Origin of the sequence: Lutimonas halocynthiae, from assembly GCF_030409835.1 — a bacterium.
GTDB lineage: Bacteria > Bacteroidota > Bacteroidia > Flavobacteriales > Flavobacteriaceae > Lutimonas > Lutimonas halocynthiae.
Window position 1 is genome coordinate 25926 of the sequence record NZ_JAUFQO010000004.1, and the last position, 16056, is coordinate 41981.

12 protein-coding genes are annotated in these 16056 nt (G+C 36.6%); 4 read left to right on the forward strand and 8 right to left on the reverse strand.

Annotation, left to right across the window (positions count from 1 at the left end; all coding sequences use genetic code 11):
- Positions 1–69: 69 nt before the first annotated feature.
- A complete protein-coding gene (locus QWY87_RS05985; RefSeq protein WP_290289447.1) occupies positions 70–3198 on the reverse strand; it encodes a thrombospondin type 3 repeat-containing protein in 3129 nt (1042 codons plus the stop codon).
- 280 nt (positions 3199–3478) lie between these two features.
- On the opposite strand from QWY87_RS05985, the gene QWY87_RS05990 reads away from it, so the two are divergent.
- A complete protein-coding gene (locus QWY87_RS05990; RefSeq protein WP_290289450.1) occupies positions 3479–5260 on the forward strand; it encodes a hypothetical protein in 1782 nt (593 codons plus the stop codon).
- Positions 5261–5276: 16 nt separating this feature from the next.
- On the opposite strand, the gene QWY87_RS05995 is transcribed toward QWY87_RS05990, so the two are convergent.
- The 7 genes from QWY87_RS05995 to QWY87_RS06025 form a co-directional block, all read right to left on the reverse strand.
- Complete coding sequence (locus QWY87_RS05995; protein WP_290289451.1) at positions 5277–7451, reverse strand: caspase family protein; 2175 nt, start codon at positions 7449–7451, stop codon at positions 5277–5279.
- An 18-nt stretch (positions 7452–7469) separates the two neighbouring features.
- Positions 7470–8321 (reverse strand): hypothetical protein, encoded by an 852-nt coding sequence (locus QWY87_RS06000; RefSeq protein ID WP_290289453.1) that lies wholly within the window; start codon positions 8319–8321, stop codon positions 7470–7472.
- Entirely contained in the window at positions 8296–8868 is a 573-nt protein-coding gene (locus QWY87_RS06005; protein WP_290289455.1) for a hypothetical protein, read from the reverse strand. Before QWY87_RS06005 ends, QWY87_RS06000 begins: the two co-directional genes overlap by 26 nt.
- Positions 8869–9217: 349 nt before the next feature.
- Positions 9218–9424: a hypothetical protein gene (locus tag QWY87_RS06010; RefSeq protein WP_290289456.1), complete on the reverse strand. Its 207-nt coding sequence runs from the start codon at positions 9422–9424 to the stop codon at positions 9218–9220.
- An 11-nt stretch (positions 9425–9435) separates the two neighbouring features.
- Entirely contained in the window at positions 9436–10452 is a 1017-nt protein-coding gene (locus QWY87_RS06015; RefSeq protein WP_290289458.1) for an FAD binding domain-containing protein, read from the reverse strand.
- A 39-nt stretch (positions 10453–10491) separates the two neighbouring features.
- Positions 10492–12834 (reverse strand): xanthine dehydrogenase family protein molybdopterin-binding subunit, encoded by a 2343-nt coding sequence (locus QWY87_RS06020; RefSeq protein WP_290289460.1) that lies wholly within the window; start codon positions 12832–12834, stop codon positions 10492–10494.
- A gap of 1 nt (position 12835) precedes the next feature.
- Positions 12836–13471: a (2Fe-2S)-binding protein gene (locus tag QWY87_RS06025; RefSeq protein ID WP_290289462.1), complete on the reverse strand. Its 636-nt coding sequence runs from the start codon at positions 13469–13471 to the stop codon at positions 12836–12838.
- Between the two features lie 328 nt (positions 13472–13799).
- On the opposite strand from QWY87_RS06025, the gene QWY87_RS06030 reads away from it, so the two are divergent.
- The 3 genes from QWY87_RS06030 to QWY87_RS06040 are packed head-to-tail and all read left to right on the forward strand — an operon-like array spanning position 13800 to position 15988.
- Positions 13800–14345 (forward strand): RNA polymerase sigma factor, encoded by a 546-nt coding sequence (locus QWY87_RS06030; protein ID WP_290289465.1) that lies wholly within the window; start codon positions 13800–13802, stop codon positions 14343–14345.
- Positions 14332–14979, forward strand: coding sequence for a hypothetical protein (locus tag QWY87_RS06035; RefSeq protein WP_290289468.1), 648 nt, complete (start codon positions 14332–14334; stop codon positions 14977–14979). Before QWY87_RS06030 ends, QWY87_RS06035 begins: the two co-directional genes overlap by 14 nt.
- Before the next feature lie 58 nt (positions 14980–15037).
- On the forward strand, positions 15038–15988 hold the full coding sequence (locus QWY87_RS06040) for a hypothetical protein (RefSeq protein ID WP_290289470.1): 951 nt from the start codon (positions 15038–15040) through the stop codon (positions 15986–15988).
- Positions 15989–16056: the final 68 nt, after the last annotated feature.

The window sequence follows — 16056 nt, forward strand, 5'->3', positions numbered from 1 at the left end:
CAAAACTGGCAATTGCTAAATCTCTAAAAAACATCATCCAATTCTTTATTATATTATCCTATTAATTTTTCATTGTTTGATTAATCTTCTTATTGTTGAACCTCTTTCTGAGTATATTTTTATAATGTAGGTTCCTTTAGATAAATTAAATGTTTGAATATGCTCAAATTCGGAATCAATTTCGTTAATTTTAATTCCTAAGTAAGAGTATATTATAACTTTTTCAATAAGAATGTTTTCTGATTTAATAGTCAAAGTATTATAAACAGGGTTAGGGTAAAACTTAATAGATTTATCCAATTTTTCATCTTCAACGCCAAGAGCCTGAGAAGCTGAACATCCTTTTGTGTTGACCATTTCTCCTTCTGATGTATCAGGACAAGTATCTATGTTATTCATCACGCCATCATTATCATCATCTTTTTGTGAATCAGCACAACCATATGAATCTACAGTTTCTCCTTCAGGTGAATCAGAACAAGAATCTAGATTATTCATCACACCGTCATTGTCATCATCTTTTTGAGATTCAGAACAACCTATATCATCTACAGTTTCACCTTCAGGTGTTTCAACGCAAGTATCCACGTTATTCATTATGCCGTCATTGTCGTCGTCCTTTTGAGAATCTGAACAACCTGATTCATCTACAGTTTCTCCTTCCGGAGTATCAGCACAAATGTCCAGAATATTCATCACGCCATCATTGTCATCATCCTTTTGAGATTCTGAACAACCTATGTCATCCACGGATTCCCCTTCTGGTGTGTCAGCGCAAGTATCCAAGTTATTCATTATACCGTCATTGTCATCATCCTTTTGGGATGCTGAACAACCTGTTTCATCTACGGTTTCGCCATTAGGAGTATGATCACATGTATCCAGGTTATTCATTATACCGTCATTGTCATCATCCTTTTGGGACTCTGAACAACCTGTGTCATCCACGGATTCTCCTTCTGGAGTATCAGCACAAATGTCCAGATTATTCATTATGCCGTCATTGTCATCATCCTTTTGGGACTCTGAACAGCCTGTGTCATCTACAGTTTCACCATTTGGAGTATCAGCACAAGTATCCGCGTCATTCATCACACCGTCATTGTCATCATCTTTTTGAGATTCCGAACAACCTGTGTCGTCAACAGTTTCACCTTCTGGTGTGTCAGCACAGTCATCCAGATTATTCATTACGCCGTCATTGTCATGATCTTTTTGAGATTCTGAGCAACCTGTTTCATCTACAGTTTCACCTTCTGGCGTATCAGCACAAATGTCCAGATTATTCATCACGCCATCCTTGTCATCATCCTTTTGAGATTCTGAGCAACCTGTTTCATCGACAGTTTCACCTTCTGGTGTGTCAGCACAGTTATCCAGATTATTCATTACGCCGTCATTATCATGATCTTTTTGAGATTCTGAACAGCCAGTATCATCTACAGTTTCACCTTCTGGCGTATCAGCACAAATGTCCAGATTATTCATCACGCCATCCTTGTCATCATCCTTTTGAAATTCTGAACAACCTGTTTCATCTACAGTTTCTCCCTCTGACGTATCAGCGCAATTATCAATGTTATTCATTACACCATCATTGTCATCATCCTTTTGTGATTCAGAACAACCTGTGTCGTCAACAGTTTCACCATTTGGAGTATCAGCACAAGTATCCGCGTCATTCATCACGCCGTCATTGTCATCATCTTTTTGAGATTCAGAACAACCTGTGTCGTCAACAGTTTCACCATTTGGAGTATCAGCACAAGTATCCGCGTCATTCATCACACCGTCATTGTCATCATCCTTTTGTGACTCAGAACAGCCTGTGTCATCTACAGTTTCACCTTCTGGTGTGTCAGCGCAAGTATCCTTATCGTTCATAACACCATCTCTATCATCGTCATAATCTTCATTATAACATTTTTCAGAAAACTCCGTCCAGGAATCAACATCAGTCCAATTCTCTTCTGAATAAGCTTTATCATCCACAGTGATGCAATACAAATTAGAATTCCCAAAACTTTGAAATCTGGATATATCCGTATTGTTTCCATTTTGCACATTTAAAATTGAAAGTTTTGAAAGATTAATAAAATATAATTCCTCCAGATTAGGGAATGAGGAAAGGTTCATGTACTCAATTGGCATCTCCCATAACGTAATACTTTTCAATTTCTCATTTTTTGAAAAATCAATCTTAGAGAATTGGCCTCCTTGAATCGATATTTTTTCCAAATTAATATTGTTTGTTAGATTCAAATTATTCAAATACCAGCCTTCTAGATACAATTCCTCTAGATTAATAAAATCTTCAATTCCAGTCATATCTTGAAGAATATAATCCCCTCCATAATAAAAGTCACTAACGACGCTTCCCAATCTCAATTCCTTAATTTCTTCAATCGCTTTAGTATACACATAATCGTCCATACGATTATCGTAACGAGCCAATCTAACCTCAAACAGATCGTCAGGAACATAGGTTAATTGAGACATTGCGCATCCATATCCGTCAACGACTAATCCAGAAGGAGTGTCCGGACATACATCAAGACTATTTACGACTCCATCTTTGTCATTATCTGAATAATCTCCAAAGCGCTCATCATAGCACGTTTCAGAATATTCTGAATTGTGGAAGCGTTCCCAATTTTCTTCTGACCATTGGGCATTATCTACTTGAATGCATCCCAATTCAGTAGGAAAGAAAAAAAAACTCTCGATTGCCTGGTTGTTGCCATTTTTGAGGTTAAAAAATTCAATCGATACTACTGTAAGTTCTATTCGTTTTAAATTCACATTATTGGAAAGGTCAAAAAAACGGAGTGCATCGGATTTTAACATTAAATCCGACATAACCAATTCTTCCAATAAAATATTTTTTGATAAGTCAAGAGAAACTTCAATTGCATTACCAGAAATGGAGAGCTTTTTAAGGTTTTTAAAATTCTCAATCCCCGTAAAATCCTTTATTCCACCCCATACATATTTGGAAATATATACAGACGGGAATTTCAAACTTTCAACATTTTCAATGTTTTCAGTAACTACATAATCATCCAACACGTCATCATAACCCCATTCGATCAGCAATTGCTCAAAGCTGTCATCCGGAACATAGGTCAATTGCGAATGGATAAGTGACGATGTAAAAATGAAGCATAAAAAAGCGGGGAAAAAGTATTTTTCTTTCATATAACATATATTGAGTCAGTTAAATAAATAATAAAATTAAAATTGAATCAATTAACTATCAATGACCCCAATCATCGCACTAATTGACTTTTATCAATTCCATTGATTAATTATCTATTAGTATTAATATTTGTAAAGGTTATAGTTACATGCCCAATTGAATTCTTAAACCTTCAATTCACAATTGCCGTCAATTGATTTAAATCAATTTCAAATTGACCTGCATCATAGGATTTTAGGTCAGTGATGTCTTACTTTATAGAGTATATAATAAGTCACGATGAATCTTAAGGAGTTCTTATCAGAACTTAGAAGGCGTAAAGTCTATAGGGTTTCTATTGCCTATGGCTTTGCCGCATGGTTAATCGCGCAAATAGCCGATCTCATCTCAGAAAGTTTCGAAGCTGATCCGTGGGTGATGCAGACCATTATCACAATCTTAATTCTTGGCTTTCCCGTCACATTGATACTTTCTTGGATTTTTGACATCGGCCCGGAGGGGATTGAACGAACCCTGCCTAAAGACGTAAATGCGCCAACAGAGGACGAACCCATTTCGGTCAAGCTGGTTATTGGTAGTCTTGTTTTAATCATACTACTCGTTATAGGCAGCACATGGTCTATACAAGAATTTACCAAAGGCAAAAAAGGAAGCATTAGTTCTTTAGCTATATTGCCCTTTGATAATTTCACTGGTCATGATTCTTTAGCATATTTTGTTGCCGGAATTCAATCATCCCTAATAGGTGATATGCAAAAAGTCAGTGCACTACGCGTATCTTCAAAAACGTCATCCAGTTCTTTCCAAGACAGCAAGACCTCTATTCCAGAAATCGCCAATCAGTTAAATGTTGATGCAGCAATTGAAGGTGAAATTACCTGTATGGGAGAGGATTCAATTTGCGTTCAAATTAGACTCATTCGCGCATTCCCTGAAGAAGAACAAATTTGGGTTCAGAATTACAAGATTGAAAGAGGAGAAATATTGAATTTTTATAATAATGTGACCAAACAAATTTCTAAAGAAATTGATATTGCACTTACTCCAAAAGAAGATCGTTTGTTGGCAACATCAAGAAAAGTGAATCCTGAAGCTTATGATGCTTTTTTAAAAGGCACCTATTATTGGGAAAAAGTAAATGAACAGCCGGCGAAAAAAGCCATAGAGTATTTTCAACTGGCTACTGAATTAGATCCAGAATGGGCAGATCCTTATGCAGGGCTTGCAAATGCATGGGCTTTACTTGGCTTTTTTGGATATTCACCAAAATCCGTTACCCTCCCAAAAACATATCTGTATCTAAACAAGGCACTTGAATTGGATCCAAATTCGGCAAAGGCTCATTATGTAGCGGCTATTCTGGCAGTGTGGACCGAATGGGACTGGGAGAAAGGCGAAAGAGAATTTTTAAGATCCATTGAATTAGATCCAAACGATGCATCATGCAGAATGTACTATGCCCATTTACTAATGATCCTGCGAAAAACAAATGAAGCCGACCGACAAGCGAATATTGGAATTGAATTAGATCCGATGAAACCATTGATTCTAGGACTTTATGGAAATGTTCTGTGGCAAAACAATGATGATAGGCAAGGTGCCATTAAAGTCTATGAGAAATCTCTTTCTATAGATCCGAATTTTGGATTAGGAAATCGAGATTTGTATGAGGTTCAAATGGAGCATACTTATAAAAATGGAGAATATGAAAAATGGATAGGATTTTGGAATAAAAAAGTAGAGAGCCTTGGATATTGGAATACTAAAGGTAGAGAAGCTGTTTTAAAATCTTTTGATGAAGGAGGTCATATTGCAGCCATCGAGGAAATGATTAGGATGAACGAGATATACGGGAAAGACTGTTATCTGAGTGAAGGTGTCAAAGCGGAAAGATATATTATGTTGAAAAATATTGACAAAGCAATGGAAGTTCTTGATAAGGGTTATGAAAAAAGGTGGTTTTTAATGCCTTATATTTCACCAAAATATCATTATTACGAGCTATTGAAGGATGAGCCCAGGTATATTGAAATTTTAAAGAAAATGGATTTACCTTATTAATAACCTTATTGTATTATTATTTTAGCTGCCATTCTTGCCATTTATTCGCTACTTTTTGACTGAAATATACTTCTGGTGTTTGCACAATCCCATTCAAACCTGCTTCTTTTCGAACAGAACGATTCAAATAGTTACCCAACTCATCATAATCAATATTACCTTTCGTCTCTTTGAGCTTTTTGAGCAAGAAATACGTAAAGTATCCATGTTTTGCTTCCCGGTATATAAATGAGGTCTCTTCTCTGGAGCTTGATGAAAAAACAACCATATTTCCAAGAATAACATTTTTATTTGCTTTAACCTTAATCCCTTTACTTGGAAGCAATTTTTGATTTCGCCCTCCACCACTAAAACATGCATCTAAAAAGACGGTAACCTGACGTGAGGGATGTTCTGTCAATAAAGAAAAAGCATCTGAAAGCTGGATGCCATACTCCAAGTTATTCGTTGACACATCTACAGGTATTATAACTGGTGATTTTGTCTCTTCATTAGCCATACCATGGCCAGAATAGTAAAAAATAAGATTGGCATCGCCGTTTTCTATTTTGGCCAGATTATTAATCCAGGCAAGACCCTGACTCATTTCAGCAGCTGTTGCGTTGCGTAAAATTTTGATCTGCTTAGCAGGTATTCCTAGTGTTTTTTGACAGTATTCCCTGAATACTTCTGCATCATTTAATGAATAGCTAGCGTTTTGTTCAATCGAAAGTGTTCTTTGTCTTGATTTATAATCCTCATTACCAATAATCAAGGCATAGGTACTATTTTGTCTGACTTTCGTTACAGGAATATCCTTATCCACATCATCGATAATTTCAGTCAATTCTGATGACAGGAGCTGATTTGAATCATAGCTAGCAACCATGCCATCCACAATATTAGCCTCATCAAATCCTGCTTTTTCATCAATTGGAATGTTCAAATTCGCTGAAAAATCCAATCCGTTAAATCGATCAGATGCCTGTACTTTGAAGCTCAATTTTTGTCCATGAAAATCACTATTAATGAAATACCGATAGGTCAAAGTTCGGTTATCTCCTGAGATGATAGATTTCATTTCTGGGTTTGATTCCTTAATCGAATAATCTTTGACCTGACCAAGAAACATGACTCCTAGTTGATCGCATTTGACATCAATCTCCAATTGCTCAGCATTGGCTTTACCAACATTTTTAATGGTAAAACTCAGGTCCATCATTTCATTATTGTCAATTTTGTTGTTGGCTTGTCCTGATGGTATTTCACGAACTTTATAATCAGCTATGACCAATATGGGCTTTGGAAGTTCTTCGGTTTCAAACCTCAATTGCCGTATAGGTACCTGACCATTAAATTTTGGTTCAACTACCTCAATGGAAAGAGTCGCGACACCATCTTCTAGATATTGGTTGCCATCAACATTTATAGTCATTGATCTCATACCTCCGTTTGCCCCTATCTCAGGGAAATGACTTATCTGAGGATATGTAATTCCCCTGTTCTGACTTGTCAATCGCACAAATACATTTTTAGCATCCCCCGAACCTGTATTGCGTAAAGTGATCATCAATTGATTGGATTCACCTGCGCACAATACATTTTTGGAAAACGAAATATCGTCTATGCTTATTATCGGTGGGTATTGTTCAACAAACCTTTTTGCCTGTGGTGATTTATTAATCTTCATCGTGGCAAGCATTGCCTGAGAAACTTCATTATGAATATTATGCCTGCCTAAATCAGTATAACCGATATGATTCATATATCTCACCAAATACTTCCCCTTCTTAACCCGCCCCATTACCTCAAGGATTTCGCGTTTTGGGACAGCAATGACCATTTTATAATTCGTTTTTTTTGTGATATAGGTCTTTCGAGAAAGTGTAACATATTTCTTCCTTGAAGAGTTGGGAACAAATTGTGGCTTCTTTACATGAACTAAATTCGTTTCTAACCGATTTTTTAGATTAAAAGAAATGATGTATCCATTCCAATTTTTGTACTGCGCTTTATAGATGGGTCCGTTCACTTTTTCCATAATCCGTATCGCGTTTCCTTTTGGCACAACACAGACAAGCTCCGAATTTTCTCTAGCGCCTTTTAGCATCAGCATTTTTTTATCAAAGACGGCATATTTACTAGCGTAATTTTGTCCATATCCCAAAACGGATATCAAAATGAGAAACAAAAGAGGGGAATAATTTTTCATTTTTATTGAATTCAAAATTTAATCAAGTTGTTTAAGTAATACATTTCTATAAACAACTTCTCGCTCGTTTATAGGAATTTCATAAATCCAAGACCGCACAGATTCAAGACTTATCTGCTGATCAATCCAAGGGATATGATTTTTAGTATATATAAAGAGTAGCAAACTGGCTTCGTCAGTTAAGGGCTTATTCATTTCAATAGCATAACCCGGATCATATGCCTCATTAATCGGAAATGAGACCATCACTTCTTTGATAAACACGCGCTCTTTCTCATCGCTTAGATATTCGTATTCTTTGTTATCAAAAGGGTATAAGACAAATGACTCGCTCTCATTGAAAGCAAATATTGTCAAATACCCATTCTGTGATGGCACAAAGGAAAAAGCAATGTGTTCATTTTCATAATAGACCTCTTTAAGTCCATTTAGGTCAAAGAAAAAACCAGGATCCCTCGTTTGATCATAGGCATAAACTACTGCTTCAATTTCAACCGAGATGATCATGTTTCCATACTCGTCAAACCTATTGCTTTCAGAATGAATACTGTCGATAAGAATATTGGCTGTCAATTCAGAATTCGAAATTCCATGGAAAAATGTTTCTACATTTTGTTCATTGCCATAGGTATACAACAGATTAGAAACAACCAGATTCTCAAAGATCCCAGCCTTTAAAAGAGCATTTTTCTTAGCATCGATCAAGGCTTCATTCAGAGCTTCTTTGGGCGTTTTATCCCGGCTTACTGATATACCACTTGCATGAACGGTAATCTGCTCCTGCGCATGAATAGAACTAAATAGTAGACATAAAATGAAAAGTGAAATTGAATTGGGCCAGCGCTTAATTAATGCTGTGTTCCGCTTCATATTTACTCATTTCATCATTGAAGATTTTTTCAAATTGATACTTGTCGAAATCAAGTTTGAGCTGGGCATCTTTACTAATTCCGTCATATACGCCAGTTAAAGTAGTTTCTTTGGAGCTTTCAATAGCTATCCAATAACTATATAGCCCATCTTTTTGTCTGAACAACTTTTCACCTATAATATTCACGTCTTTTACATCCTGACGAACAATCTCGCGAGACATTTCTTCGAATTTGTTTTCAAAATCTTTATTACTTCCTACTGACCTTTGGTTGGTATATTGTTCCGTGACCCTCTTGATCACAGCTTCAATATTACTTGCCAACTCAGCCTTGGCATTTTGCTCGGCAATTTTTTTTGCAGTAGCCAGATCAGTACTTTCCCCTACTTGTTTGGCTCGGAAAAAGTCCTTGTTGTTTTCGAATTGTTTCCCCGAAAACGGGATTGAAACTTCAGTGGAATCTTGAATTTTTGTAATTTCTTTCTTTGATTTGCAACTAATTGCTGCGAGGGAAAATACAAATAAAACAATGTGTAATTTTTTCATTTTCATAGCTTTACGAATTTTAATTATACAAAATTTAACATTATACCGAAGGATAATACAACAATCATACCGAAAAAATTATGGAGCGTTGAGAAATTACAATTGAAGGCTTAGAGTAAGCTTAAAAAAACTTACTGAATATATGATCTGGCCGCTTCATTATATGAGTCTAGTAGTAGGAACTCTTGGGAAGAAACATCAAATTTCAGGAGCTGAAGTTTATTTGTATAGACTACGTCAATTCACACTAATAACCGATCGATTCTTGCATTTATTTAATATGAAAGAATCTTAACCGACAACTTAGTTTACATGAATTGTTCTTGTATTGAATAGCTTAATAATAGTACTAATCTGAAACAAAACAGCTTCTACCCTCCTTACATCCTGAAGTCGATACCAAACCATTGTCAGGGCCCGAAGCTCCGGCTGATTGAATACACCAGCAGATTGTATTGGCATCATCTAATAATAGCCAGGGCTGATCGCCTCCTTCCATCATCCCATATGGGTTTCTGGCCCGAAGGAATTTACATATATTATTTTTTGATTTCATAGATTGAATAACTAGGTGATTTCTAAAATGGCTTGTTTAATAATCGATTCAAATAAGGGCACCTTATATGCATTTTTTGAAAGAGGTCGTGCTATACTCATCGCAGCTTTAGCAGCTGCCATTGCATTCTCCTGGTTAATATCCTTTTTCTCCATAGCCTCCTGAGCCTGCATTGAGCGATACGGAACCGGAGCGGCTGCGCCTAAGACGATACTGGCTGATTTACAGGTGTTTCCTGAAACTTCCATAACTACTGCAACATCTCCCAAAGACCAGTCATATGATTCACGTGCGACATTTTTAATATAAAAGCTTTTTGTATTTTTTGAAGGAGCAGGAAGCATAATATCCGTAATAATCTCCTTGGCTTGCAAGATGGTTTCCATGGATATATCTTTTCCTGCAGATACAAAAAAGTCATCCATTAGAACCTCTTTCTTTTTCCCATCAGCACCTACAATTACAACACTGGCATTAAAAGCCATAAGTGCTGTAGCAATAGAAGAAGCATGGATACTTACGCAAGAGCCATTATCAATGATGGCGTGATTTTCGTTTTCACCTGTTTCAGAATGTCTTGCGAAACATCGGTCTCCAGCTTTGCGAAAACATTGATGATCGGCAGATCGAAAATACCAACAACGGTTTCGCTGCACAATATTTCCTCCCAGGGTTGACATATTGCGCAATTGCGGTGTGGCTGCATCATTTACTGCTTGATGAAGGGCCAAATAATTTGATTTGATTTCTTCATTCGAAGCAATATCAGCCAAGGTTACATTCGCGCCAATACGCATTCCTTCTTTCCGGTCATAACTGATCTGGTCAAGACCAGGAATATTCCTAATATTGATTATTTTTTCCGGTGAAAGCAAACCTTCTTTTGCCCAATCAAATACATCAACTCCTCCTGATTTGAATACCGCGGCTCCCTTAGTAGGCTCATACAGTTGTTCAGATACTGTTGAATTTACTTGTTGTAGCGCATCTTCAAGAGATTTGGCTTCATACCAACTAAATTTATTCATGTCTTCGTTTTTAAGAGACTTTATCTTACTAGTCTCATGCTATACTTTATTTAATGCTTTTAGAATACTGGCAGGAGTAATAGGTATTTCATAAATTCTTACCCCTATAGCGTTATAAACAGCATTGGCAATCGCTGCTGCTGTTGAAATATTTGCGGGTTCTCCAATGCCATAGGCATCTGTTGATGAACGTCCCGTATACTCTTCTACAATAATAGATTCAATCTCAGGAATTTCCATAGAGAAAGGAGTCTTATACTGGTCTACATTAGCATTCATCATATGGCCAGTACTATTATCCATTACCCTGTTTTCATACAATGCATAAGAAACACCCTGGATAATTCCTCCATTAATCTGGCTTTCTAACTGACCTATATTAAGAGGTCTTCCACAACTGTGTGCCGCTACAACCTTATCTACTTTTACAAATCCAGTATCGGTATTCACACTAACCTCCGCAAATTGAACGGCTCCTAAATCGCCATAGGCTAAACCCCAGGGTTGCTGAAATCCGCCATAATCATCTGAACGACTCGAGACCTTACTGATCTGACTTGTGCGCATCAATTTAGTGGCATCCTTAAATGACATTTTAAGCGCTGCATCTTTTTTACTGCTTACCTCCCCATTGGCTATAGAAAGTTCAGAAGAATCTGTTTCCCATTTCTTTGCAACGAGTTTCAATAGTTCTTTCTTTGCTTCAAAAGCAGCATTACGTGTTGGCGGCGTAATAGAACCGGTTACAACACTACCTCCCGAGCCGGGTCCTACAGGAAAAAAGGTATCTCCTATATTGACCGTAATATCTTTTACTTCCAAGCCTAACTCTTCAGCAACTACCTGGGCAAGTATCGTTTTAGTCCCGGTACCAATATCCTGAACACTGGATCTTATTTCAACACCTCCATCATTATGAATTTTTACTTCCACGGATGAATCTAAGGTGACAAATCGTGGCCAGGTAGATTGACCTACTCCTAGCCCTTTTTTAACAACTCCTTTACCGGAGCCGGCGGCTTGGCGTCTGGACCAGTCAAAAAGTTTTGCCCCTCTTTGGCGCTCTACTTTTCTGACCTCACTTTTATCTATATGATCCCTGTATGTCAATGGATCCATATTTAATTTTTCTGCTAACTCATCAATAGCCTGTTCAAGTCCGAAAGCACCTTGTACATTACCTGGTGCACGCCAAGCCGCTCCAGGGCCAGCGTTGGTCAATACATCGTATTGCTCTGTTGTAAAATTAGGACATGAATACAGGATCTGAGCAATCCTTCCTACACCTGCACCTAATGCCACACCAGCAGTTCCATGAGAACGCTGTTGAATTCCGGTTAAAGTACCGTCTTTCTTTGCTCCTATTTTTAAGTATTGAATTGAATTTGGACGATTTCCTTCGGCTATATGTTCTTCTTGACGGTCTAACATTAACCAAACAGGTCTACCAGTTTTCTTGGCCAGATTTGCAGCCATTGGTCCAAAACTACCGGCGCTGTGTTTGGCGCCAAATCCGCCTCCCATGAATTCACAGACAACACGTACTTTACTCTTAGGCAAACCAAAAACACTTGCCATTTCATTTCTCACGGATGCTGTGTTCTGAGTAGATGCATAAACCATCATGACGTCAGGTCTCCAATCAACAACAACTCCATGTGTTTCTAGAGGCATATGTGTATGCACTTGTGTGCGATATGTTCTTTCTACGATAACATCAGCTTCGCTGAAACCCACTTCTAAATCACCTCTTGGGCCACCAAAAAAGCTACTGGTAGATGGTCCTCTTACATTACCTTCTCCTTTACTACCATCATGCGTTTCTCCTACATCTCCTCCATCTTCCTGTTGGACTATTGGCGCATCAAACACAATAGGTGAATCCATTTTCATGGCAGAATCAAGATCTATAACAAATGGTTTCTCTTCATAATTTACCTTGATCAAGGCAAGGGCATCTTTAGCAATAGCTAAACTCTCCGCCGCTATCCCTCCTATGGGTTGCCCTACATATTTAACCATAGGGTATTTTCCATGCTTACTCTCGCCATCTTTATCCTCTGCATTCTCTATGAGGTGTATTGCATGAACCCCTTTCAAACTTTCAGCCTGACTGATATCAATAGATGAAATAACTGCGTGAGGCACCTTTGATCGCAACATCTTGGCATAAAGCATACCTGGCAATTTCATGTCAGAAGTATACTTGGCCTTTCCTGTTACCTTATCAAGGGCATCAATTCTTTCAACTCTTTTTCCAATAATTTTTAGCTTATCATTTATGGGCCATACTGGTGGCTCTCCAATAGGGATATCTCTTTCTATTTCACCTAAATTATGTCCTGGAATACCGTGTGGTAATTTTTCTTTTCTCGTATCCATATCAAGTTGTTTTTTTTGCTGCAGCTAAAGTTGCCTTAAATACATGAGGATATGTTCCACAACGGCAAAGATTGCCTCGTGTAGCACTTTTCACATCATCAAGTGTTGGGTTTGAATTATTGTCTAACAAATGTGCACAAGACATTACCATCCCTGGCGTACAGTAACCACATTGTGATGCATCATGCTCGATAAAAGCCTCTTGAACCGGGTGAAGCACCCCATCTTTAGCGATTCCTTCAATAGTAGTTATTTCCTTGTCTCCGACATCAAAAACCGACATCATACACGAATTCACTGGAACGCCATCTAAATATACCGTGCAGGCTGAACAAGAGCCACGGTCACAAACAACTTTTGTTCCTGTAAGTTCTAAATGATCTCTTAATGCTGAAGCTAAAGTGGTTCTTGGTTCAACGCTTAAAGACTTTATTCTACCGTTAACTTTCATTTGAATAATGTTAGCTCCTGGGCCATATTCTTTGCCTTTAGAAAAGCCTTCGTCAAACTCAAAAGCAAGTGCATTTGTTGTCAATAATACACTTCCTGCGGTGGATAATCCAGCTCCTCTGATAAAACTACGCCTGCTAAAACCTTTTTTTGAATTCGGATCGGATCCTTGTTTCTTATCTTCCATAAAATTAAAGTATGGTTTGTTAAAATTTTAATCTAACTATGAGCTAGTAAGTTACAATTTTATTCAATAAAAAACCACAGGAGTTTTTAACAAAAGAAGGTGAAAAAGAAATTCAAGCCAATGTGCTTCACGAGAATTTAAATAAAGTAAAATATTCCTGTTCTACCTATTTACTTTTAATGCAAATAGTATTTTTATAAATTGTTAACCGTAGTGGTATCCTTAATTCAGTTCATGAAATTAAATTTTTACCATTATTTTTTTTGTTCAGGCAACTTCAACCTGAATTAATGTGTTATTAGAATTAAACAGACTTAAAAAATAAAAATTGGAAGTTAAAGAGGTTTTAGAAAGGTGTAAATCTGGAAATCAAATTGCTCAAAGCGTCTTGTTCAATACACACTATAAGCATATGTACAATATATCAATGCGCATATTGGCAAATCACAACGATGTAGAAGATGTATTAATTATTTCTTTTACCAAGGTATTTAAGAATATTAAAAAATTCGAATACCGTGGAGATCATAGCCTGGTTAAATGGATCAAAACAATTATGATCAACGAATCATTAAGGTTCCTAAAGAAAAGAGATAAAATTAAATACGATGATACTATACCCGAACTTGAAATAAGTGGAGAATTTAATACTGATTTAAGTGATATTGATGTTGAGCATATTTACGCCATAATTGAAACTATGCCAACGGGTTACAGAATTGTTTTTAATTTATTTGCCATAGAAGGCTATTCGCACAAAGAGATATCCGAATTACTGCAAATTTCTGAAAGCACCTCAAAATCGCAGTTGAGAAAAGCAAGGATGAACATTATTAAAAAAATTAATAAAATGAAGAATTATGGAGGAGCATAAAATAGATTCACTTGTGAAAAAAGCGTTGAATGAATCAGGAAATTTCTATGATGCTGAAGCCATAAAAGCTGAGAATAGGATCTGGAATCAAATTCACCCTCAACAGCAAGTAAAGCCACTTTATATTCGGTTTTTGGCCGCTGCCAGTATTTTACTTTTTATTGGTTTATCTGCAGTCACTTTCTACAACATGAAGCAGAAGTCTGCCATAAATGAACTGGTTGAATCAAATGTTTTGTTAAAAAAAGATCTTATGATATACAAACAAAATTTGCTCACCAATAAGGAGACTATGGCAGCATCTTACAAGCTCGCTAATGACACGATCTATATAGAGAAGAAGGTACTGCAAAAACCCCTAGTTACAACCCAATATATTACTGACACAGTTTATATAAAACAAATCATATATGTCGAAAAAGAACCAGAGGCGAATTTAATAACAGTAAATGACACCTCCTCTTCTTTAGATTCTAGCAGCATCAGAATCAAAAACAACTATCAATCAGACATCATAATTAGTAACAATGAATCCGCTAAAAAGAAGAAACCGAAAAAAATGAAAATAAAATTTGGGGGAAATCGATCTCAAAATAGAAAAGGAACATTAGCGCTTACAACTAAACCTAAGTAGGAAAAATCTTGGTGACAACTCATATCTGTCAATTATTAATGCATTAACCTATAACAAAATGAAATACTTTAAAACAACATACATCACACTCCTTATTATATTGAGCAGTATTACTTGCTTTGGTCAAAAAACGTATCTAGATTCAGTATCCGTCGAAATAGAGGATAAAATAGAACTCGGTATGAGCATTTATGACTATTCAGATTTAGTTAATAGTGTTGAAAATGATCTAAAAAGTCTGCATGAAATTCTTAAAGGTAATCAGGATACTCCTGAGCCACCCTATTCTATTGTCTATAAACCGAATAAAAAACTATCTATTAAGCAGTCAGGGCCCGCCGAAAGAATAATTTGGAAAAATGGGAAACAGACTAGATATCAATTTAATAATAAATGTGAAATACTTTCAGAAAAGTACCAATTGCACATTGAATATAATGAACTCGAGAGCTTGATTTCTACTGATTTAATTGAGAAATTGAAAGAAGTAATTGATACCACAAGTGCTATTCAAGGTAGATTTTCTTCAACCTACAATTACTCATTTAAAGATGAACAATTGGTCCATCATCAGGAACTCGATGAATATATCGGGCAACAAGATATGTTGTTTATCAAGGGAGGCGTAGGAGCTAGTATCATTAAAGGAGAACTTGTAATGGATCTTTCCGCAGAGATAGGTTTGGGATTTGGTAAAAAAGGCATTTTAAAGAACCAATTTTACCTTTCCTATACTCCATTATTTGATTTTGTTGACAATTCAACAATTGACTTGAATCACTTTGTCAACTTGGGTTACCGATATAACTTGTCAAAAAACAAAGATGATGATAATTGGTTAGGGGTAGAATTCGGATACCTCGTATCGCAAGAAGGTGACTTGTTTAATGAAGACACCTTCAAATTTGGTGTAAACTGGGAAGTAGGAAAATACATTTCAATTTCACCTCAACTATACGTTTCCAAAGAACTTACTTACCCTGCTGTACGTGTTGGGTTCGGATTTTAAATGATTCAAAAGAAGACTTGTAACAAGTTCATTGCGAATAAAGAAAAATAGAGCATAGGGGCTATATT

Coding starts and splice junctions, on each gene's coding strand:
- QWY87_RS05985 (WP_290289447.1), bottom strand. CDS start 3,198: ATGAAAGAAAAATACTTTTTCCCCGCTTTTTTATGCTTCATTTTTACA.
- QWY87_RS05990 (WP_290289450.1), top strand. CDS start 3,479: ATGAATCTTAAGGAGTTCTTATCAGAACTTAGAAGGCGTAAAGTCTAT.
- QWY87_RS05995 (WP_290289451.1), bottom strand. CDS start 7,451: ATGAAAAATTATTCCCCTCTTTTGTTTCTCATTTTGATATCCGTTTTG.
- QWY87_RS06000 (WP_290289453.1), bottom strand. CDS start 8,321: ATGAAGCGGAACACAGCATTAATTAAGCGCTGGCCCAATTCAATTTCA.
- QWY87_RS06005 (WP_290289455.1), bottom strand. CDS start 8,868: ATGAAAAAATTACACATTGTTTTATTTGTATTTTCCCTCGCAGCAATT.
- QWY87_RS06010 (WP_290289456.1), bottom strand. CDS start 9,424: ATGAAATCAAAAAATAATATATGTAAATTCCTTCGGGCCAGAAACCCA.
- QWY87_RS06015 (WP_290289458.1), bottom strand. CDS start 10,452: ATGAATAAATTTAGTTGGTATGAAGCCAAATCTCTTGAAGATGCGCTA.
- QWY87_RS06020 (WP_290289460.1), bottom strand. CDS start 12,834: ATGGATACGAGAAAAGAAAAATTACCACACGGTATTCCAGGACATAAT.
- QWY87_RS06025 (WP_290289462.1), bottom strand. CDS start 13,471: ATGGAAGATAAGAAACAAGGATCCGATCCGAATTCAAAAAAAGGTTTT.
- QWY87_RS06035 (WP_290289468.1), top strand. CDS start 14,332: ATGGAGGAGCATAAAATAGATTCACTTGTGAAAAAAGCGTTGAATGAA.
- QWY87_RS06040 (WP_290289470.1), top strand. CDS start 15,038: ATGAAATACTTTAAAACAACATACATCACACTCCTTATTATATTGAGC.